Origin of the sequence: Stenotrophomonas sp. FSL W7-1447 (assembly GCF_037966425.1) — a bacterium.
GTDB lineage: Bacteria > Pseudomonadota > Gammaproteobacteria > Xanthomonadales > Xanthomonadaceae > Stenotrophomonas > Stenotrophomonas pavanii.
On the sequence record NZ_CP150199.1, the window covers coordinates 1,963,174 to 1,981,703 of the forward strand.

15 protein-coding genes are annotated in these 18,530 nt (G+C 68.3%); 7 read left to right on the plus strand and 8 right to left on the minus strand.

Annotated elements, in window-relative coordinates; translation table 11 throughout:
* The first annotated feature begins 150 nt into the window (after nucleotides 1-150).
* On the plus strand, nucleotides 151-1,275 hold the full coding sequence (dnaJ, locus tag NSQ78_RS09340; protein ID WP_049470284.1) for a molecular chaperone DnaJ: 1,125 nt from the start codon (nucleotides 151-153) through the stop codon (nucleotides 1,273-1,275).
* Between the two features lie 60 nt (nucleotides 1,276-1,335).
* Here the strand turns inward: dnaJ and NSQ78_RS09345 are convergent, their stop codons facing one another.
* Entirely contained in the window at nucleotides 1,336-2,133 is a 798-nt protein-coding gene (locus NSQ78_RS09345) for a helix-turn-helix transcriptional regulator (protein WP_049470282.1), read from the minus strand.
* Nucleotides 2,134-2,205: 72 nt separating this feature from the next.
* On the opposite strand from NSQ78_RS09345, the gene NSQ78_RS09350 reads away from it, so the two are divergent.
* The 3 genes from NSQ78_RS09350 (at nucleotide 2,206) to NSQ78_RS09360 (ending at nucleotide 5,978) form a co-directional block, all read left to right on the plus strand.
* A complete protein-coding gene (locus NSQ78_RS09350) occupies nucleotides 2,206-3,405 on the plus strand; it encodes an MFS transporter (RefSeq protein ID WP_064238231.1) in 1,200 nt (399 codons plus the stop codon).
* A gap of 543 nt (nucleotides 3,406-3,948) precedes the next feature.
* Nucleotides 3,949-4,857 carry a pyridoxal kinase gene (gene pdxY / locus NSQ78_RS09355; RefSeq protein ID WP_064238233.1) on the plus strand — a complete coding sequence of 303 codons (909 nt, stop codon included), beginning with the start codon at nucleotides 3,949-3,951 and terminating at the stop codon, nucleotides 4,855-4,857.
* Nucleotides 4,854-5,978: a prephenate dehydrogenase gene (locus NSQ78_RS09360; protein ID WP_064238235.1), complete on the plus strand. Its 1,125-nt coding sequence runs from the start codon at nucleotides 4,854-4,856 to the stop codon at nucleotides 5,976-5,978. Before pdxY ends, NSQ78_RS09360 begins: the two co-directional genes overlap by 4 nt.
* 242 nt (nucleotides 5,979-6,220) lie before the next feature.
* Here NSQ78_RS09360 and NSQ78_RS09365 read toward each other — a convergent pair whose 3' ends face one another.
* The 5 genes from NSQ78_RS09365 to NSQ78_RS09385 form a co-directional block, all read right to left on the minus strand.
* Nucleotides 6,221-6,415 carry a hypothetical protein gene (locus NSQ78_RS09365; protein WP_049466425.1) on the minus strand — a complete coding sequence of 65 codons (195 nt, stop codon included), beginning with the start codon at nucleotides 6,413-6,415 and terminating at the stop codon, nucleotides 6,221-6,223.
* A gap of 70 nt (nucleotides 6,416-6,485) precedes the next feature.
* The gene (locus tag NSQ78_RS09370) at nucleotides 6,486-8,258 is read right to left on the minus strand and encodes an ABC transporter transmembrane domain-containing protein (RefSeq protein WP_057493793.1); all 1,773 of its coding nucleotides are present in this window, start codon (nucleotides 8,256-8,258) and stop codon (nucleotides 6,486-6,488) included.
* Nucleotides 8,251-8,847: a YigZ family protein gene (locus tag NSQ78_RS09375; RefSeq protein WP_057493792.1), complete on the minus strand. Its 597-nt coding sequence runs from the start codon at nucleotides 8,845-8,847 to the stop codon at nucleotides 8,251-8,253. The genes NSQ78_RS09370 and NSQ78_RS09375 overlap by 8 nt, the downstream gene beginning before the upstream one ends.
* A 40-nt stretch (nucleotides 8,848-8,887) precedes the next feature.
* On the minus strand, nucleotides 8,888-9,913 hold the full coding sequence (locus NSQ78_RS09380) for a hypothetical protein (protein ID WP_064238238.1): 1,026 nt from the start codon (nucleotides 9,911-9,913) through the stop codon (nucleotides 8,888-8,890).
* Complete coding sequence (locus NSQ78_RS09385; protein ID WP_231353173.1) at nucleotides 9,910-10,428, minus strand: RNA polymerase sigma factor; 519 nt, start codon at nucleotides 10,426-10,428, stop codon at nucleotides 9,910-9,912. Before NSQ78_RS09385 ends, NSQ78_RS09380 begins: the two co-directional genes overlap by 4 nt.
* Before the next feature lie 247 nt (nucleotides 10,429-10,675).
* On the opposite strand from NSQ78_RS09385, the gene NSQ78_RS09390 reads away from it, so the two are divergent.
* Nucleotides 10,676-13,516 (plus strand): EAL domain-containing protein, encoded by a 2,841-nt coding sequence (locus NSQ78_RS09390; protein WP_057493790.1) that lies wholly within the window; start codon nucleotides 10,676-10,678, stop codon nucleotides 13,514-13,516.
* A gap of 19 nt (nucleotides 13,517-13,535) precedes the next feature.
* Here NSQ78_RS09390 and NSQ78_RS09395 read toward each other — a convergent pair whose 3' ends face one another.
* Both NSQ78_RS09395 and NSQ78_RS09400 read right to left on the minus strand, forming a co-directional pair.
* Nucleotides 13,536-14,129 carry a TIGR00730 family Rossman fold protein gene (locus NSQ78_RS09395; RefSeq protein ID WP_339208470.1) on the minus strand — a complete coding sequence of 198 codons (594 nt, stop codon included), beginning with the start codon at nucleotides 14,127-14,129 and terminating at the stop codon, nucleotides 13,536-13,538.
* 253 nt (nucleotides 14,130-14,382) lie between these two features.
* Nucleotides 14,383-15,879 (minus strand): aminotransferase class III-fold pyridoxal phosphate-dependent enzyme, encoded by a 1,497-nt coding sequence (locus NSQ78_RS09400; protein ID WP_049464411.1) that lies wholly within the window; start codon nucleotides 15,877-15,879, stop codon nucleotides 14,383-14,385.
* A 211-nt stretch (nucleotides 15,880-16,090) separates the two neighbouring features.
* On the opposite strand from NSQ78_RS09400, the gene queA reads away from it, so the two are divergent.
* Together queA and tgt are read left to right on the plus strand one after the other, a co-directional pair.
* Nucleotides 16,091-17,158, plus strand: coding sequence for a tRNA preQ1(34) S-adenosylmethionine ribosyltransferase-isomerase QueA (gene queA / locus NSQ78_RS09405; RefSeq protein ID WP_064238241.1), 1,068 nt, complete (start codon nucleotides 16,091-16,093; stop codon nucleotides 17,156-17,158).
* Between the two features lie 172 nt (nucleotides 17,159-17,330).
* The gene (gene tgt / locus NSQ78_RS09410; RefSeq protein ID WP_049464416.1) at nucleotides 17,331-18,461 is read left to right on the plus strand and encodes a tRNA guanosine(34) transglycosylase Tgt; all 1,131 of its coding nucleotides are present in this window, start codon (nucleotides 17,331-17,333) and stop codon (nucleotides 18,459-18,461) included.
* Nucleotides 18,462-18,530: the final 69 nt, after the last annotated feature.

Consider the following 18,530-nt stretch of genomic DNA (forward strand, 5'->3'; position numbering starts at 1 on the left):
GACCGACGCGGGACGCTGCCAGCCAGCGTCCCGTTGTCGCATCAGGGTCCTGACCGCCCACCGGCGTGTCGGGGCGCCCGACGCAAGAGCGGACCTGGTTCCGCTCTTCCGCTTTGACGAATCCCGACGTTCCGGAACCCGATTCACGATATGAGCAAGCGCGATTACTACGAAGTGCTGGGCGTTGCCCGCACCGCCACCGACGAAGAGCTGAAGAAGGCCTACCGTCGCTGCGCGATGAAGTTCCATCCGGACCGCAACCCGGGTGATGCGGCGGCCGAGGCCTCCTTCAAGGAGTGCAAGGAAGCCTACGAAGTGCTGTCCGACGGCAACAAGCGCCGCATGTACGACAGCCACGGCCACGCCGCGTTCGAGCACGGCATGGGCGGCGGCGGTCCGGGTGGCCCGGACATGAACGATATCTTCGGCGATATCTTCGGCAACATCTTTGGCGGTGGCGGCGGTGGTCCACGCCAGGCCCGTCGCGGTGCCGACATCGGCTACGTGATGGAACTGGACCTGGAAGAAGCCGTGCGCGGCGTCGAGCGCCGGATCGAGATTCCGACCCTGGCCGAGTGCGGCGACTGCGATGGCAGTGGCTCCGAGGACGGCAAGGTCGAGACCTGCAACGTGTGCCATGGCCGCGGCCAGGTGCGCATCCAGCGCGGCATCTTCGCCATGCAGCAGGCCTGCCACAACTGCGGCGGCCGTGGCCAGATCATCGCCAAGCCCTGCAAGACCTGCCATGGCAACGGCCGCGTCGAGGAAGACAAGGTGCTGTCGGTGAAGGTGCCGGCCGGCGTCGATACCGGCGACCGCATCCGCCTGCAGGGCGAAGGCGAAGCCGGCCCGGCAGGAACGCCGCCGGGTGACCTGTACGTGGAAGTGCGGGTGCGCGAGCATGCGATCTTCCAGCGCGATGGCGACGACCTGCACTGCGAAGTGCCGATCCGCATCTCGCAGGCGGCACTGGGCGACACCGTGCGCGTGGCTACCCTCGGCGGCGAAGCAGAGATCCGCATCCCGGCCGAGACCCAGACCGGCAAGCTGTTCCGCCTGCGCGGCAAGGGCGTGCGTTCGGTGCGCAGCCGCAGCGAGGGCGACCTGTACTGCCGCGTGGTGGTGGAGACCCCGGTCAACCTCACCAACGAACAGCGCAAGCTGCTGGAGCAGTTCGAAGCCACCTTCGTCGGCGAGGAAGCACGCAAGCATTCGCCGAAGTCGGCGACGTTCATGGATGGTGTGAAGGGCTTCTGGGACCGGATGACGTCCTGAGTTTTTCAACGGAAGCGTTGGGCGGTAGCGCCGGGCCATGCCCGGCGTTTTCGTTTGCGATCATCGGAAAAATGCCGCAGGCGTCTGCCCCAGCTGGCGCTTGAACATGCTGCTGAACGCGCTGGGGCTGTCGTAACCCATCGCCAGCGCCACATCGATGACCTTGTCGCCCACCGCCAATCGTTCCAGGGCAGCCAGCAGCCGCGCCTGCTGCCGCCACTGCCCGAAGGTCATGCCCAGCTCGCTGGCGAAGTGGCGCTGGATGGTTTTCACGTCCACCTCCAGCGCCTGCGCCCAGTCCTGCAGCGTGGCCTCATCGCCGGGGTGCTTCTGCAGGTGTTGGCAGATCCGCAGCAGGCGCGGGTCGCTCGGCGCAGGCAGGTGCAGCGGCAGCACGTCCATGCGGTGCAGTTCGTCCAGCAGCAGGCGCACCACGCGGCCATCGCGGCTGTCCTCGATGTGCTCGCCCTTGACCAGCGTGGCGGCCTGCAGCAGCTCGCGCAGCAGGGGCGACACCTGCACCGCGAACGGCTCGGTCGGCAGGTGCGGGGCGAACGACGGGTCGATGTACAGGCTGCGCATGTGCACGGCGGCGATGCAGTCCACCGCGTGCACCATCCCGGCCGGCATCCAGATCGCGCGGTTCGAGGGCACCACCCAGCGGCCGACTTCCGATCGCACCACCATCAGGCCGGAGATGGCGTAGACCAGCTGGTGGCGCTGGTGCTTGTGCCCGGGAATGTGGGTGCCCACTGGGTACTGGGTGACCCGATAGGTGACCGGACGGTGCAGGGGAACCTCCCGCCAGGGCGCGGCCGGATCGACGTCGCCGGCGATGTCCTTTTTGCGATAGGGCATGACCTGAACGCGGCAGAAGGGAGGGGAGGGCAACCGTAGCATGCGGGGCTCGCCCCCAACCTGACTGCGTCCATGTCGACCCTGGCTTCTCCCGCAACGACCTCGCGCCCGGTAGCTCCCGGCGTGCTGGCCGCCATCTCCACCTCGCATGTCGTCAACGACATGATGCAGTCGCTGATCCTGGCCATCTATCCGGTGATCAAGGGCGGCTTCAACCTCAGCTTCACCCAGATCGGCCTGATCACGCTGACCTATCAGCTCACCGCTTCGATCTTCCAGCCGTTGATCGGCATGGCCACTGATCGCCGCCCGGCACCGTACTCGCTGCCGATCGGTATGGCCTCGACCCTGTGCGGCATGCTGCTGCTTGGTTTCGCACCGAACTACGCGGTGGTGCTGATGGCCGCAGCCATGGTCGGCATCGGCTCGGCGATCTTCCATCCGGAGGCCTCGCGCATCGCCCGGCTGGCCTCGGGTGGCCGGCACGGTTTCGCGCAGTCGGTGTTCCAGGTGGGTGGCAACTTCGGTACCGCACTGGGCCCGCTGATTGCGGCCGCAGTGATCGTGCCGTATGGCCAGCATGCCGCATCGTGGTTTGCCGGCGCCGCGCTGATCGGCATCGCGCTGCTGACCTATGTCGGCCGCTGGTACGCGCTGCACCTGGGCACCCCGCGACCGGCCAGCACCGCCTCGATGGCCCCGCGCCATCCGCCGCGCACCGTGGCCAAGGTGCTGGCGATCCTGCTGGTGCTGATCTTCAGCAAGTACTTCTACATGGCCAGCATCGGCAGCTACTTCACCTTCTACCTGATCCACCATTTCGGCGTTCCGGTGGCGCAGGCGCAGCTGCACCTGTTCGCGTTCCTGGTGGCGTCTGCGGCCGGCGGCTTCCTGGGTGGCCCGCTGGGTGACCGCATCGGACGCAAGCCGATCATCTGGACCTCGATCCTCGGCGTGGCGCCGTTTGCGCTGATGCTGCCGCATGCCGATCTGCTGTGGACCACGGTGCTGGCGGTACTGATCGGCTTCGTGTTGTCCTCGGCATTCTCGGCCATCGTGGTGTACGCGCAGGAAATGATGCCGCACCGCATCGGCATGGTGTCCGGCCTGTTCTTCGGCTTCGCCTTCGGCATGGGCGGGCTGGGCGCGGCCGTGCTCGGCCTGCTGGCGGACAAGACCAGCATCGAGTACGTCTATCAGCTGACCGCGTTCCTGCCGCTGCTGGGCATCGTCGCGGCGTGGCTGCCGCCGTCGCGGCCTGCTGCTCACTGAGGAGTTTGGGTTTTGCAGGGCTTGCAGCCCTGTACCTGCCGAAGCAACGTCAACGTCAACAGCAGAAGCTGGCTATCCGTGGGTTGGCGGGGTGGGTCCGGTTCCGGGGGACGCCGTAAATACGTCCATGTAGGCTCGGTCGCCGCATCCATGCGGCTCACGCCCCCGCAACCGGACCCACCCCGCCTTCGACAGTTTTCCGCGATCTGTCGGAACAGCTCGTGGGGTCAGATCCGTTTTCCGAAGAAAAACGGATCTGACCCCGATTTATTTCGGTATCCCACAGATGTGCCGACCAACGGTCGGCACCCACCAACAGTCGCGGGAATCTGTCAGAGGCGGGGCGGTGTGGGTGGGCAGGACCGTTGGCGCCATGGATGGCGCCATCGAGCCCCCATGGATGGGTTTACGGCGTGTCCTGACCACCCACACCGCCCCGCCACCCCACGGATAGCTCGCTTTTGCCGTTGCCGTTGCTTGCAGCTTCGGCAGGTGCAGGGCTGCAAGCCCTGCCGAAAACCCCCTTGGGCGTAGAATGCGGTCATGAGCGAATCCCTTGATAACCATCTGGTCCACGGCCGCCGCCAGCGGCCGGATGGGCCGTCGCCGATCGATGTCATCTCGGTCCAGTCGCAACTTGTCTACGGGCATGCCGGCAACAGCGCGGCTGTACCGCCGATGCGCGCACTCGGCGTGCGCGTGGCGGAAATCCCGACCGTGCTGCTGAGCAATGCCCCGTTCTACGACACTACGCGGGGCCGCGTGCTGCCGGTCGACTGGTTCGCCGACCTGCTGATCGGGACCCACGAGCGTGGCCTGCCACAGCGCGCCAAGATGCTGGTGTCCGGCTATTTCGGCAGTACCGCCAACGGCGCCGCCTTCGCCGACTGGCTGGACGGGATCCTGCCGGCCTGCCCCCAGTTGCGCTACTGCCTGGATCCGGTGATCGGCGACACCCACACCGGGCCCTATGTGGAACCCGGCCTGGAAGCGGTCTTCGCCGAACGCCTGTTGCCGCACGCCTGGCTGGTGACGCCCAATGCCTTCGAACTGAATCGCCTGACCGGCATGCCGGCGCTGGCCGAAACCGATGCCATCGCCGCCGCGCGCACGCTGCTGGATCGTGGCCCGCACTGGGTGATCGCGCACAGCGTGGGCGGCAACCCGGGTGAACTGGTGACCCTGGCCGTTGGCCGCGAGGAGACCTGGCGCTGGACCTCGCCACTGCTGCCGGTGGACGTGGCCGGTACGGGGGATGTGCTGATGTCGCTGGTGGTGTCCTTCCTGCTGCGCGGCGAATCGATGCAGCTGGCGATCTCGCGGGCGATCGCCGGCACCCACGCGGCGCTGGAGGCGACCCTGGACAACGGCTTCGAGGAATTCGACGTGGTCGCCGCCGCGCCGGCGGCGCTGGCCGAAGGGACGCGCTTCCGCGCCGAACGCGTGGCATGAGCGGCCTGGATCCCCGCACGCCGCGCACGGTCGGCATCATCGGCAGCGCTGGCGCCTACGGGCGCTGGCTGACCCGCTTCTTCCAGCAGCACATGCAGCTGCAGGTGATTGGCCATGATCCCGCGGACCCGGCCTCGCACACGCCGGAACACCTGCTGGCGCAGGCCGATGTGCTGGTGTTCTCGGCACCGATCCGGCACACGCCGGCATTGATCGCCGAGTACGTGCGGCAGTCGGCCGGCCGCGAGCAGGGCAGGCTGTGGCTGGACGTGACCTCGGTGAAGCAAGCACCGGTGCAGGCCATGCTGGACTCGCAGGCCGAAGTGGTCGGCCTGCATCCGATGACCGCGCCGCCGAAAGCACCGACGCTGAAGGGCCGGGTGATGGTGGTCTGCGAAGCCCGGCTTCAGCATTGGCAGCCCTGGGTCGACACGCTGTGCGCGGCGCTGCAGGCCGAGTGCGTGCGGGCCACGCCGCAGCACCACGACCAGATGATGGCGCTGGTGCAGGCGATGGTGCATGCCACCCATCTGGCCCAGGCCGGCGTGCTGCGGCAGTACCAGCCGCAGCTGGGCGACCTGGCCGCGATGATGCCGTACCGGTCGGCGTCGTTCGAACTGGATACCGCGATCATCGCGCGCATCCTGTCGCTCAATCCGGCGATCTACGAAGACATCCAGTTCGGCAACCCCTACGTGGCGCCGATGCTGGAACGGCTGGTCGGCCAGCTGCAGGCGCTGCGGGCGCAGGTTGCGCAGGGCGATGACAGCGCGCGGGCCGGATTCCGCGAGCAGCTGCTGTCGGCCAATCGCAGTGCCTTCGGCGAGCAGGCGCTGGCTGAAGGCAACTACACCTTCGAACGCGTGGGGTATCTGCTGGCTGACCTGACCGAGCGCAACGCGCTGTCGGTGCACCTGCCGGAAGACCGGCCCGGCTCGCTGCGTGCGCTGCTGAACGTGTTCGAGCAGCATGGCGTCAGCCTGGCGTCGATCCATTCCTCGCGCACGCCCGGTGGCGAGGTGCACTTCCGCCTCGGGTTCGTGGCCGGCAGCGATCCGGTGGCGATCACCCGGGCGGCCGCCGAGGTGGATGCCAGCGGCATCGGCCGCGTGTTGGGCTGACCACATTCATCCACAGGCGGTGTGGATGGATGCTGAGCAAACATGTGGATAACCGCGTGCGGCCCTTGGCAGGCAAGGCTGTCAAGATAGTTGGTCAAAAATTGATCACGCTTTTTGCAGGGTCGAGTCATGCTCGACTGCCCTTGGCAAAAAGCGAGTCGACCAGGGGCGACGCCTACCCAGAGCGGGGCAATAAAGCCAGTGCGCACCAAGGTGGGCACCCACCAGGCGGGGTGGCAGTGCTAGATCGTCAACCTCAGCTCACCACCGCTGGTGGTGAACTCGCGGCCGTTTCGCACCAGATGACGGCCATCATCCAGTTCATAGCGCGGCGTGGCTTCGGAATGGTGCCCGCTGCCATTCGCCTCGGGCTTGAACTCGATGATGATGTGGCTTTCGCCATTGCTGTCGACGGCAGGGAACTGACGGAACGACATCGTGGACCTCCTTCAGCGGATGCTGCTGATGCGAGGCCAGCTTGGTCCGGCCGATGTTAGCCGGCCGTCATCAATCGATGAACTGCAGGCGTGCCAGTTCAGCGTACAGTCCGCCTTGGGCGAGCAGCTGCGAATGGGTGCCTTCGGCCACGATGCGGCCCTGGTCCATCACCACGATGCGGTCGGCCTTCAGCACGGTGGCCAGGCGATGGGCGATGACCAGCGTGGTGCGGCCAGCCATCAGGCGCTCCAGTGCCTGTTGCACGCCATGCTCGCTCTGCGCATCCAGTGCACTGGTGGCCTCGTCCAGCAACAGGATCGGCGCATCCTTCAGCAGCGCGCGGGCAATTGCCACGCGTTGCTGCTGGCCGCCGGACAGGCGGGCACCGCGCTCACCCAGCTCACTGTCGTAGCCCTGCGGCAACGCGCGCAGGAAACCATCGGCCTCGGCCGCACGTGCGGCCGCCTCGACCTCGGCGTCGCTGGCCTGCAGGCGGCCATAGCGGATGTTGTCGCGTGCGCTGGCCGCGAACAGCGTCGGCTGCTGCGGCACCAGCGCCAGCTGCGCGCGCAGTTCGGCCGGGTCGACCTGGCGCACGTCGATGCCATCCACGCAGATGCGGCCGCTGGCCGGGTCGTGGAAGCGCAGCAGCATCGACAGCACCGTGCTCTTGCCGGCGCCCGACGGGCCGACCAGGGCCACGGTCTCACCCGGGCGGACATGCAGGTTGAAGTGGTCCAGCGCGGCCTGGTCCGGGCGCTGCGGATAGTGGAACACCACCTCGTCGAAGCGGATTTCACCCCGGAGCGGTTGCGGCAGCGCAAGCGGCTGCGCCGGCGCACGGATCTCGATGTCTTCCTGCAGCAGTTCGCCGATGCGGCCCATGCCACCGGCCGCACGCTGCAGCTCGTTCCACACTTCAGCCAGGGCGCCGACCGAGCCGCCGCCGATCAGCGCGTACAGTACGAACTGGCCCAGCGTACCGGCGCTGAGGCGCCCGTCGATGACATCGTGCGCGCCCAGCCACAGCACGCCGACGATGGCGCCAAACACCAGCAGGATGGCGCTGGCGGTGACCAGCGACTGCGCACCGATGCGGCGGCGCGCGGCACCGATGGCATCGCCCAGCGCCTTGTCGAAGCGGCCGCGCTCGTAGGGCTCGCGTGCGTGCGCCTGCACCGTGCGGACCGCGCCCAGCGTCTCGCTGGCCAGGCTGTTGGCATCGGCGATGCGGTCCTGGCTGCTGCGCGCAACCGCGCGGAGCTTGCGCGCGCCGATGATGATCGGCAGCACCGCCAGCGGGATGCCGAGCAGTGACCACGCGGCCAGCCGCGGGCTGGTGACGAACAGCATCGCCAGGCTGCCGACCACGGTCACGCTGCTGCGCAGGGCCACCGACATGGTCGAGCCGACCACGCTGCGCAGCAGCTCGCTGTCGGCGGTCAGGCGCGAGACCAGCTCGCCGCTGCGGCTGCGGTCATGGAAGCCGGCGCCGAGCTGGATCAGGTGTGCGTACAGGCGGCTGCGCAGGTCGGCGACGACCTTTTCGCCCAGCAGCGATACGAAGTAGAACCGCGCGGCCGTTGCCAGTGCCAGCACGACCGCCACCAGCATCAGCAGGGCGAAGGCACGGTTGATCTGGCCCCCACTGCTGAAGCCATGGTCGATCATCTGCTTCACGGCGGGGGGCAGGCTCAGCGTGGCCGCCGACGATACCGCCAGGGCCAGCAGCCAGGCGGTGAACAGTCCACTGTGGCGGCGCACGAACGGCCACAGCGTGCGCAGGCTGCCGAGGCGGCGCAGCGGCGGGGGCGAGGCGGCGGCGTCGTCCTTGTCAGTCATCCTGGTGGTCGTCCTGTATGCGGATACGGTCACGGGTGGCGTCGCGCAGTCGGATTTTCAATGCGTCGACCTGATCTGCCGGCAATTCAATCCGCAGGCACACGCCATTGGCATCGAACCGTTCATCGCGCTTTTCGGCGCCGAAGGCGGGCAGGGTGGCATGCAGGGTCCCCAGCTCCTCGAACCCGGCCAGCAGCTGCAGCCGGGCCATCGCCACCAGCGGCAGGCGCGGCGCGATGCGCAGGCACTCCGCAGCGGCGCCGCCGTAGGCGCGCACCAGTCCGCCGGCGCCGAGCTTGATACCGCCGAACCAGCGCGTCACCACCACCATCACCCGGTCAAAGCCCTGGCCGTCAATCGCGGCCAGGATCGGACGCCCGGCCGTACCGGCGGGCTCACCATCATCACTGGAGCGGTAGTCCTGGCCGTGGCGGTAGGCCCAGCAGTTGTGGGTCGCATCGGCGACCGCCACCTGCTGCAGGAACGCCAGTGCCGCCGCAGCACCGTCGATCGGCGCGGCGTGTGCAATGAAACGGCTGTGTTTGACTTCCAGCGTGTGGCTGACCGGCTGGGCAAGGGTATCGAGCATTCCCGCCATTCTACGGGGTTGCCACAGGTGCTCGCCCGTTTCAGTCGTCCAGCAGTGGACGCAGGTCGCGCGGCAGGCGGGCCTCCGGATACTGCTGCACATAGCGCTCCAGGCTGGCGCGGGCCAGGTCGCGCTGGCCGTCGTCGCGGCGCGCGCGGATCTTCTGCAGCCACTGCCGCCGGGGCAGCCTGGCATCGGCGTCCACTTCGGCCTGCACGGCATCGGCAGTGAGTCCGGCGTCGCTGCCGCGGCGCATGATGCCCGGTGCGGAGCGGCTCGGGGCCGGCCGCTTCATCGAGGTAACCTCGACCCGATCCAGTGACTGGGCCCGTTCGGCATCGGCAGCGCTGGCCGCAGCCGCTTCGGCGCTGCGAGCTTTCAGCGCGCCCTCCGGCGCTGGGGCCAACACCGGCGCAGGCACCAGGTAAGCCGCCGGTGCGGCAGGTGCGGGCGGTGCCGCTGCCGGCGCAGGCGCGGGAGCCGGTGCGTGAGGCAGCGCGGCAAACGAGGTATCGGCGGCGACGTCCGCCGCCTTGGCTCGCGCTGCTGGTTGCGCGGGCGGTGCTGGAGCGTCGGCGGCCTGGGCCGGTGCAGGTTCTGGCGCGTGCGCGACGGCCGGCGTTGCGGGTGCCGGTGCAGCAGCCGGCGCGGCCATGGGGGCTGCCTGCGCCGGTGCGGGTTCCACAGCGGCAGCGGTGGATTGATCGGCGGCACGGCTGTCCGCGCGCTGCGTCGCGGCCGCGTCATCGGCTGCCACAGGGGGTGCTGCGATCCCGGCTTCAGCCGCAGGAACCGGCGGGGGCTCCGGGCGTAGCTGCCAGGCGATGCCGATGGCAAAGACCATCGAGGCGGCGATGCCGAATACGGCTGGCCAGCGCGGACGCGGGCGCGGCGCGCGTGGCGCCTCCGGTGAGGCAACAGCATCGGCGGGCGGCGCGTCCACGGCAGCGCGTGCGGCGGCCAGGATCGCCGCGTCCAGCGCGGCCGGTGGGCCCTGTTCGGCGCGGCGGCCGAGCAGGCGCGCCAGCTCGCGTTCTTCCGGCGTCAGCGGTTCGTCTCGGTTCATGCGTTCAATCCCGCACGCAGCTTGTCCATCGCATAGCGCAGCCGCGATTTCACGGTTTCCCGGCCCACGCCGGTGATCTGGCCGATCTCCTCCAGGCTCAGTTCCTGATCCAGCCGCAGTTGCAGCACTTCGCGCTGCTCGGGCGGCAATTGCTCCATCGCCCGCTGGATGCGGCGACGTTGTTCGAATTCGGAAAGCTCTGCTTCCGGCGTCTGTCCATCCTCGATCGCGGCCAGGCGCAGGTCGGCGTCGGCCGGTGCGGCAGGGCGATGGCGCGCCGCGCGCCAATGGTCGTTCAGCCGGTTGTGCGCGATGCGGAACAGCCAGGTGCTGAATGCGGCTTCAGGCTGCCAGCCGGCGCGCGCGCTGATCACCCGCTGCCAGACGTCCTGGAAGATCTCCTCGGCCAGCGCGGTGTCGCGCAGCTGCCGCAGCAGGAAGCCGAACAGGCGCTTGCGATGGCGGGCGTACAGGCTTTCGAACGCGCGCAGGTCGCCACCGGCCCAGGCCAGCATCAAGGCTTCATCGGTTGGCAGTGCGCTGGCTTCCACGGCGTACAGGGTAAGGCCTGCGGGCGGTGGCGCATAGCCGGTGACGGGGGCGGGCAGGGCGAGGTTCATGGCGTGGAAGCGGCTGCGGACAGCATGAAAAACGTACGGGCGCACGATTCGGGGTTTACGGGCTTCCATTGCCCCCCGGGTGGCGCGCTATGCTCGGCGGCTCAGGGGAGGCGACGCACAGACGGCGCCAAGAGATTGTCATTTGTCCACGCACGTTGAACCGGCGGAAGAGCCACCACACGAGGCCGTGCTGAGCACGGCGCTGGTGCGCGCATTGCATGCGCTGCTGCCGGATTCGGCCGTGGTCCGCGTTGGCTGGGACGACCCGCAGCTGGGGCGCGGCCAGGGGGGCTGGCCGGCGGTCGTGGCGGCCGGCGCGTTCGCTTCGCCCGGCGTCGGTGACGGCTGCCATGGCTGGGACTATGACGGCGCCCGCCTGCAGTTGTCGGTGGAAGGTGCCGTGCCATCGGCGGCCTGGTGGGGGCTGGCCCGGCAGGCCATTGAACTGGCCCTGCAGCGTGGCCGCCAGGCCGGGCAGATCAAGGCGCTGGAAGAGGCCGAACGTTTGCAGCAGGCGCTGTTCCAGATTGCCGATCTGGCCGGCGCCGACCTGGAAATGTCGGAGATGCTGCGCCACGTGCACGGCGTGCTTGGCACGCTGATGTACGCAGAAAACTGCTACATCGTCGAATACGACGATGTCCGCGACCAGATCCGCTTCCTGTACTTCGCCGACCAGGTCGACGACTTCGTCGCCGATCCGGCGCAGAGCCATGCTGCCGAAGAAATGCCGCGCAGCCTGACCGTGGCCCTGCTGCGTCACGGCAAGCCGCTCAGCGGCCCCTCGCGCGAGCTGCTGGCGCGCGTGGTCGAGCAGGAGCACGATCCGCAGCGCGGCCCGGAGAGCCTGGACTGGCTGGGCGTGCCGATGCTGCGCGATGGCCGGGTATGCGGCGCCATCGTCGTGCAGAGCTATGAGCTTGCGGCCCGCTATGGCGAGGCCGAGCGGGCACTGCTGGGCTTTGTTGCCCAGCACGTGCAGACCGCGATGGATCGGCGCCAGGCGCAGGTCCGGCTGGAACAGCAGGTGGAGCGGCGCACGCTGGAGCTGCAGCGCGCCAACCACAGCCTGCAGGAGGAAGTGGCCGAGCGCCGTCGCGCCGAGCAGCTGCAGACTGCGCTGTACAACATCGCCGAGATGGCGATGTCGGCCGACAGCCTGGCCCAGTTCTACGGGCAGGTACACGGTGTGGTCGGGCGCCTGCTGGATGCGCGCAACTTCTACATCGCGCTGGTGAACGAAGCCGGCAACGGCCTGGACTTCGTCTATTCGGTGGATGAGCACAACGCCAGCCGTGCGCCGCGGTCCTTCAGCCGCGGCCTGACCGAGTACGTCGTGCGCAACCGGCGGCCCCTGCTGGCTTCGCGCGCGCAGATCGATGCGCTGCTGGCCAGCGGCGAGGTGCGCGAGTCCGGTGCACGTTCGCACTGCTGGCTGGGCGTGCCGCTGCTGCGCGATGACGAGGTGGTCGGCGCGATCGTCGTGCAGAGCTACAGCGAGAACAGTGTCTTCAGCGTGCACGACCAGCGCCTGCTGACCTTTGTCGCGCAGAACATCGGAACCGGCCTGGCGCGCCAGCGCGACCAGCAGCGGCTGCGATCGGCGCATGCCGAGCTGGAAAAGCGCGTGGAGGAACGTACCCGCGAGCTGGCCGAGGTCAACGAAAAGCTGCTCGGGCAGATCGGCGAGCGCCTGCGAGCCGAGCAGCGCCTGACCCATCAGGCCATGCACGATGCGCTGACCGGCCTGCCCAACCGCCTGCACCTGCTTGATCGCCTGCAGGATGCGCTGGCGCTGGCCAAGCGTGAGGGAGGGCCGGTGTTCGCCGTGCTGTTCCTCGACCTGGACCGCTTCAAGCTGGTCAACGACAGCATTGGCCACGCTGCGGGTGATCGCATGCTGGTGGAAGTGGCCAAGCGCATCGTATCGATGGCCGGCCCGGAGGACGTGGTCGCGCGGCTGGGGGGTGACGAGTTCGCGGTGCTGCTGCACTGTCCGCAAGGGTTGGCGCAGGCGCTGGATTTCGGCCAGCGCTTGTTGCTGGCATTGCAGGAATCGATATGGATCGCCGGGCGCGAGCTGTTCCCGTCCGGCAGCCTGGGCATCGCGCTGTGGAATCCGCGTTACCGCACCGGCGAGGAACTGCTGCGCGACGCCGATGCGGCGATGTACCGGGCCAAGGCGCAGGGCCATGACCGCTGCGCGATCTTCGACGAGGACATGCGTGAGCAGGCCATGCGCAGCCTCGACCTGGAAGCCGACCTGCGCCGTGCGATCAACAACCGCGATTTCGTGCCGTTCTATCAGCCGATCGTGCGCCTGTCCGATGGCGAAGTGGTGGGCCATGAGGCACTGCTGCGCTGGCAGCATGAGCGCCGCGGCCTGCTGCTGCCGGGCGCATTCCTTGAGCTGGGCGAGGAAAGCGGCCTGATCGAACAGGTTGACTGGCTGATCTACGAGCAGGTCATCGCCGGCCTGGCCGAAGGCGGGCAGAGCTATGTCTCGGTGAACGTGTCGCCCCGCCACTTCCGCTCGGCCGAGTTCAGCGGCCGCTTGTTCGGCCTGCTCGACGCATGTGGTGCCGATCCGCGTCGCCTGCGCCTGGAGATCACCGAGGTGGCGCTGCTGGACGATGGTCCGCACACGCTGCGCATCCTGCAGGGCCTTCGCGAGCGCGGCATCCAGGTGCAGCTGGACGACTTCGGCACCGGCTTCTCGGCGCTGTCCTACCTGCACCGTTTCCCGATCAGCACGCTGAAGATCGACCAGAGTTTCATTGCCGGCCTGCATGGGCCGGAAGTGCAGAGCACGCGTGCGCTGGTCGAAGGCGTGCTGTCGCTGGCACGCACGCTGGGCATTGAAACCATCGGCGAAGGCATCGAAACCGAGGCGCAGCGGCAGACGCTGCGCGAGCTCGGCTGCGACTATGGCCAGGGCTACCTGTTGGGCCGCCCGGCACCGAAGGCGCGCGCGGTGGCCTGAGCCGCCGCGCGAGGTTGCTTCAACCCAGGGCGGAGCGACGCTTCTCGTCGATCCACTTCGAGGCCTGGGCCGGCTGGTAGTTCTGCATCCACGCCAGCATGTCCTCGATGTCCGAGCCGTACCACAGGTCCTGGCGCTGGTCCGGATGCAAGAAGCGCTCTTCCACCATGCGATCGATCATGCCGATCAGCGGGGCGTAGAAGCCCTCCACATCGAGGAATGCGCATGGCTTGTTGCCGATGCCCAGCTGTCGCCAGGTCAGCATCTCGAAGATTTCTTCCATGGTGCCGAAGCCGCCGGGCAGGGCGACGAAACCGTCGGCAAGATCGAACATGCGCGACTTGCGCTCATGCATCGAACCGACAATCTCCAGTTCGGTCAGGCCGCGATGGGCCACTTCCCAATCGGCCAGCTGGCGCGGAATGACGCCGGTCACCTCGCCGCCGGCGGCGAGCACGGCATTGGCCACGGTGCCCATCAGGCCGACGTTGCCCCCGCCATACACCAGGCGCATGCCGTCGCGGGCAATGCGATCGCCCAGGGCAATGGCGCGTTCGGTGTAGGCCGGCTTGCTGCCAGCGTTGGAACCACAGTAGACGCAGATCGACTTCATGGGGGTTCTTGTCTCTTGGTGCGGAAACGAAAACGCCCCGTCGCCGACCGCAGAGCGGCCAGGGACGGGGTGTCCTTGGATTATGAGCCCTTCTGTAGCGCCGAGCCATGCTCGGCTGCGCTTCGTTCAGATCGCGGCAAAGGCTGAGTCGAGCATGGCTATGCCGGTCGTCCTGACCGGCACCCTTCGGGCCGTCGCCAGCGACGTTGGCAGCGGCTCCTGCCGCTGCCTTCGGCTCCACGCAAGTGGGCGCTTACGCCGCCGCAGCCTGCTCGCGGCGCGGGCCTTCACGCAGGGCGCGGCCGACCATGCCCACCAGCAGGTCCAGCTCCTCGCTGTCCATGCCGAAGTGCGGGGTGAAGCGCAGCGAATTCTCGCCACCGTGGATCACGTTGATGCCGTGCTGGCGCAGCCATTCCTCGGTGGAGTTGGCGCCGTAGCACTTGAACTGCGGCGCCAGCTCGCAGGAGAACAGCAGGCCGGTGCCCTGCACCTTGGTGATCAGCCCGCCCAGTTCGGCCTTCAGCTGCTCCAGCTTGCGCACGGCCTCGGCGCCACGTTCGGCGATGTTGGCGCGCACCTGCGGGGTCAGCTGCGCCAGGGTGGCGCAGGCCACGTCCAGCGCACGCGGGTTGCTGGTCATGGTGTTGCCATAGATGCCCTTGCGGTAGAGCTGCGCGGCATGTTCGGTCACCGCCAGTACCGACAGCGGGTACTGCGCGGCGTTGAGCGCCTTGGAGTAGGTCTCCATGTCCGGCGGGTCCAGGCCTTCGAAGCCTGGGTAATCGACCACCGAGAGCACGCCATGCGCACGCAGGCCGGCCTGGATCGAGTCCAGCAGCAGCAGGCTGCCATGCGCACGGGTCAGTTCGCGGGCCACGGCATAGAACGCCGGCGGCACCGAACGGCCCGGGTCGCCTTCGCCCATCACCGGCTCCAGGAACACTGCCTCGATGAACCACTGGTTGCGTGCAGCGTCCTCGAACACCTTGCGCAGGCCGGCCTCATCGTACGGCGCCACGGTGATCACCGAGTCCTCGCCGCGGTAGCTGGCCAGGTGCTGCATGTAGCTCTTGCGGCTGGAATCGGAGTACAGCGCCGGGCGGTCGGTGCGGCCATGGAAGCTGCCCTTGACCACCACGCGCTTGATGGTCGCGCCGGCATGCCGGGCGCCCGGGTCGGTCTGCAGCTTGGCATTGACGTCGGCGATGCGCGCGGCCAGGCCAACTGCTTCGGAACCGGAGTTCAGGCACATGAAGCGGGCGAACGGGCAGCCGCCTCGGCGGTGGCCGATCTCGGCGCGCAGCGCGGTGATGAAGCGCTGCTGCGACAGGCTGGGGGTCATGATGTTGGCCATCACCTGCGGGCGTGCCATCGCCTCCAGCACGGCGTCCGGGGTATGCCCGAAGCCGAGCATGCCGTAGCCGCCGGCGTCGTACAGCACGGCACCCTTCAGGGTGACCACCCACGGGCCGCGCGCGGCCAGCGCCACGTACGGGGTCACCGCATCGTCGGCATAGAAGTTGACGAAGCCGTCCTGCATCGCATCGACCTGCGCCTGTTCGTCCTGTGCCAGCAGCGGCCCCAGGTCGGCCTGCACGCGCGCGAATTCCTCGGCGGCGGCGTCCACTGCGGCGACCAGCTGCGGGTGGCGGGCGGACAAGGCAGTCAGGGTCGCGTCGTCCAGGCCGGTGGTAAGGCGGGTGCCGGGCTGGTCGCGCAGGGGGGCGAGGCGTTCGATGAAGCTCATTGCAGATCTCCTGAAACGATGGGTCGCACGGGTCTTCAAAAGCAAAACGCGCGTCATCACGCGCGCTTGGGGGCAGGCTCGTGCAGCGGACTTCCAACTCGATGCTAGCACTTGTTTTTTTGCGCGATAACCCCGCAGAAACCTGCTGCATAGCAGCATTTTGCGCGACGTTCGCCGTGAAGCACGCCGGCTCGCGGACGCTGCACGTACAATGCGCGCCATTGTCGACCTGTTGCCGCCCACTGCCTTGAAGAAGTCCGATTTCCACTACGACCTGCCGGCCGAGCTGATCGCGCAGGCTCCCCTGGCCGAACGTTCCGCCAGCCGCCTGCTGCTGGTGCCGCCGGCCCCTGCGGCCTTCACCGATCTGCAGGTGCGTGACCTGCCGTCGCTGCTGCAGCCGGGCGACCTGCTGGTGTTCAACGACACCCGGGTGATCCCGGCGCGCCTGTTCGGGCAGAAGGCCAGCGGTGGCCGCGTGGAAATCCTGATCGAACGCCTGCTCGGTGGCCAGCAGGCGCGTGCACAGGTCGGTGCCAGCAAGTCGCCCAAGGCCGGCAGCCGCATCGCGCTCGATGCCGGTGGCGAAGCCGAAGTACTGGGCCGCGACGGCGAGTTCTATGTGCTGCAGTTCCATGTGCCCGAATCCCTGGAGCAGTGGCTGCTGCACGCCGGCCGACTGCCGCTGCCGCCGTACATCCAGCGCGAGCCGGGCGTGGACGACCGCGAGCGCTACCAGACCGTGTTCGCGCGCGAAGTCGGCGCTGTGGCGGCACCGACCGCCGGCCTGCACTTCGATGAACCGCTGTTGGCCGCACTGAAGGACAAGGGCGTGGAGTTCGGGCACGTCACCCTGCACGTCGGCGCGGGCACCTTCCAGCCGGTGCGCGCCGATGACCTGAAAGACCACGTGATGCACCGCGAGTGGCTGAACGTCGGCGCCGAACTGGTCCAGCAGGTGCGGCGCACGCGCGCCGCCGGCGGCCGCGTGATCGGCGTCGGCACCACCGTGGTGCGCGCGCTGGAAAGCGCGATGCGCGATGGCGAGCTGCTGCCGTTCGCGGGTGAAACGCAGATCTTCATCACCCCGGGTTACCGCATCCGCAGCGTCGACGCGATGGTGACCAACTTCCACCTGCCGGAAAGCACGCTGCTGATGATGATTTCCGCGTTCGCCGGCAAGGATCGCGTGTTCGAGGCTTACCGGCACGCGATCGAGCAGCGCTACCGCTTCTTCAGCTACGGCGACGCCATGCTGCTGTTCCCGCAGGCGGGGTAGGGCGCCTGCGGCATCTGCCTGTGGTGGGTGCGCACGGTGGGTGCGGACCTGCCGGAACCCGAGAGGAAAGCCACGTACGGCGTGGCTCCACAGCCGGTCCGTTCAGGCCTGAATGGGCGGCCGCCCCGGTTTTGGGAGACAATGGGCGACTATTTGCCTGAATGACCGCTCCATGTCCCGACTGCAGTTCCAGCTCAAGACCCGCGACGGCCGTGCCCGCCGTGGCCGCCTGACCTTCCCGCGTGGCACGGTGGAAACGCCGGCGTTCATGCCGGTGGGGACCTATGGCTCGGTCAAGGGCATCCTGCCGGACCAGGTGCGCGCGCTGGGCGCCGAGATCATCCTCGGCAACACCTTCCACCTGTACCTGCGCCCGGGCCTGGACATCATCGCCGACCACGGCGGGCTGCACGGCTTCTGCCGCTGGGATGGCCCCATCCTGACCGATTCCGGCGGCTTCCAGGTGTTCTCGCTGGCCCACCGCCGCAAGATCACCGAGCAGGGCGTGACCTTCGCCTCGCCGACCGACGGCGCCCGCGTGTTCCTGGGGCCGGAAGAGAGCATGAAGATCCAGAAGGTGCTCGATTCGGACATCGTGATGATCTTCGACGAGTGCACCCCGTACCCGGCCACCGAGGACGTCGCCCGCCGCTCGATGGAGCTGAGCCTGCGCTGGGCCCAGCGCAGCCGCAACGCGCATGACGAGCTGGGCAACGACGCAGCCCTGTTCGGCATCGTCCAGGGCGGCGTGCACACCGACCTGCGCAGCCGCTCGGCCGATGCCCTGCAGGCGATCGGCTTCGACGGCTACGCCATCGGCGGCCTGGCCGTGGGCGAGCCGGAACACGAGCGCAACGCCATGCTCGACCACCTGGACCCGGAGCTGCCGGGCGACCGCCCGCGCTACCTGATGGGCGTGGGCCGGCCGGAGGACCTGGTGGAAGGCGTGGCCCGCGGCGTGGACATGTTCGACTGCGTGATGCCGACCCGCAACGCCCGCAACGGCCACTATTTCACCTCGTTCGGTACCGTCCGCATCCGCAACTCGCAGTACGCGCGCGACATGGACCCGATCGAGCCGGGCTGCGGCTGCGTGGCCTGCACCGGCGGCTACACCCGGTCCTACCTGCGCCACCTGGACCGTTGCAACGAGATGCTGGCGCCGATGCTGGGCACCCTGCACAACCTGTTCTATTACGAAAAGCTCATGGCCGACATCCGGGCCGCGATCGAGGCGGGAACCTTCCTGGCCTTCCGCGAGTCCTTCTACGCGGCACGCGGGGCAGTGGCCCCGCCGCTGTAACCCGGACGCCCCCTGCCAAACGGCCCAAGGACGAACGCCCGGGGCCGTGGCATACTTCAAGGCTGACCC

Bases quoted from the DNA above. Each gene is read 5' to 3' on its own strand.
- dnaJ (WP_049470284.1), top strand. From the start codon at position 151: ATGAGCAAGCGCGATTACTACGAAGTGCTGGGCGTTGCCCGCACCGCC.
- NSQ78_RS09345 (WP_049470282.1), bottom strand. From the start codon at position 2,133: ATGCCCTATCGCAAAAAGGACATCGCCGGCGACGTCGATCCGGCCGCG.
- NSQ78_RS09350 (WP_064238231.1), top strand. From the start codon at position 2,206: ATGTCGACCCTGGCTTCTCCCGCAACGACCTCGCGCCCGGTAGCTCCC.
- pdxY (WP_064238233.1), top strand. From the start codon at position 3,949: ATGAGCGAATCCCTTGATAACCATCTGGTCCACGGCCGCCGCCAGCGG.
- NSQ78_RS09360 (WP_064238235.1), top strand. From the start codon at position 4,854: ATGAGCGGCCTGGATCCCCGCACGCCGCGCACGGTCGGCATCATCGGC.
- NSQ78_RS09365 (WP_049466425.1), bottom strand. From the start codon at position 6,415: ATGTCGTTCCGTCAGTTCCCTGCCGTCGACAGCAATGGCGAAAGCCAC.
- NSQ78_RS09370 (WP_057493793.1), bottom strand. From the start codon at position 8,258: ATGACTGACAAGGACGACGCCGCCGCCTCGCCCCCGCCGCTGCGCCGC.
- NSQ78_RS09375 (WP_057493792.1), bottom strand. From the start codon at position 8,847: ATGCTCGATACCCTTGCCCAGCCGGTCAGCCACACGCTGGAAGTCAAA.
- NSQ78_RS09380 (WP_064238238.1), bottom strand. From the start codon at position 9,913: ATGAACCGAGACGAACCGCTGACGCCGGAAGAACGCGAGCTGGCGCGC.
- NSQ78_RS09385 (WP_231353173.1), bottom strand. From the start codon at position 10,428: ATGCTGGCCTGGGCCGGTGGCGACCTGCGCGCGTTCGAAAGCCTGTAC.
- NSQ78_RS09395 (WP_339208470.1), bottom strand. From the start codon at position 14,129: ATGAAGTCGATCTGCGTCTACTGTGGTTCCAACGCTGGCAGCAAGCCG.
- NSQ78_RS09400 (WP_049464411.1), bottom strand. From the start codon at position 15,879: ATGAGCTTCATCGAACGCCTCGCCCCCCTGCGCGACCAGCCCGGCACC.
- queA (WP_064238241.1), top strand. From the start codon at position 16,091: ATGCGCGCCATTGTCGACCTGTTGCCGCCCACTGCCTTGAAGAAGTCC.
- tgt (WP_049464416.1), top strand. From the start codon at position 17,331: ATGTCCCGACTGCAGTTCCAGCTCAAGACCCGCGACGGCCGTGCCCGC.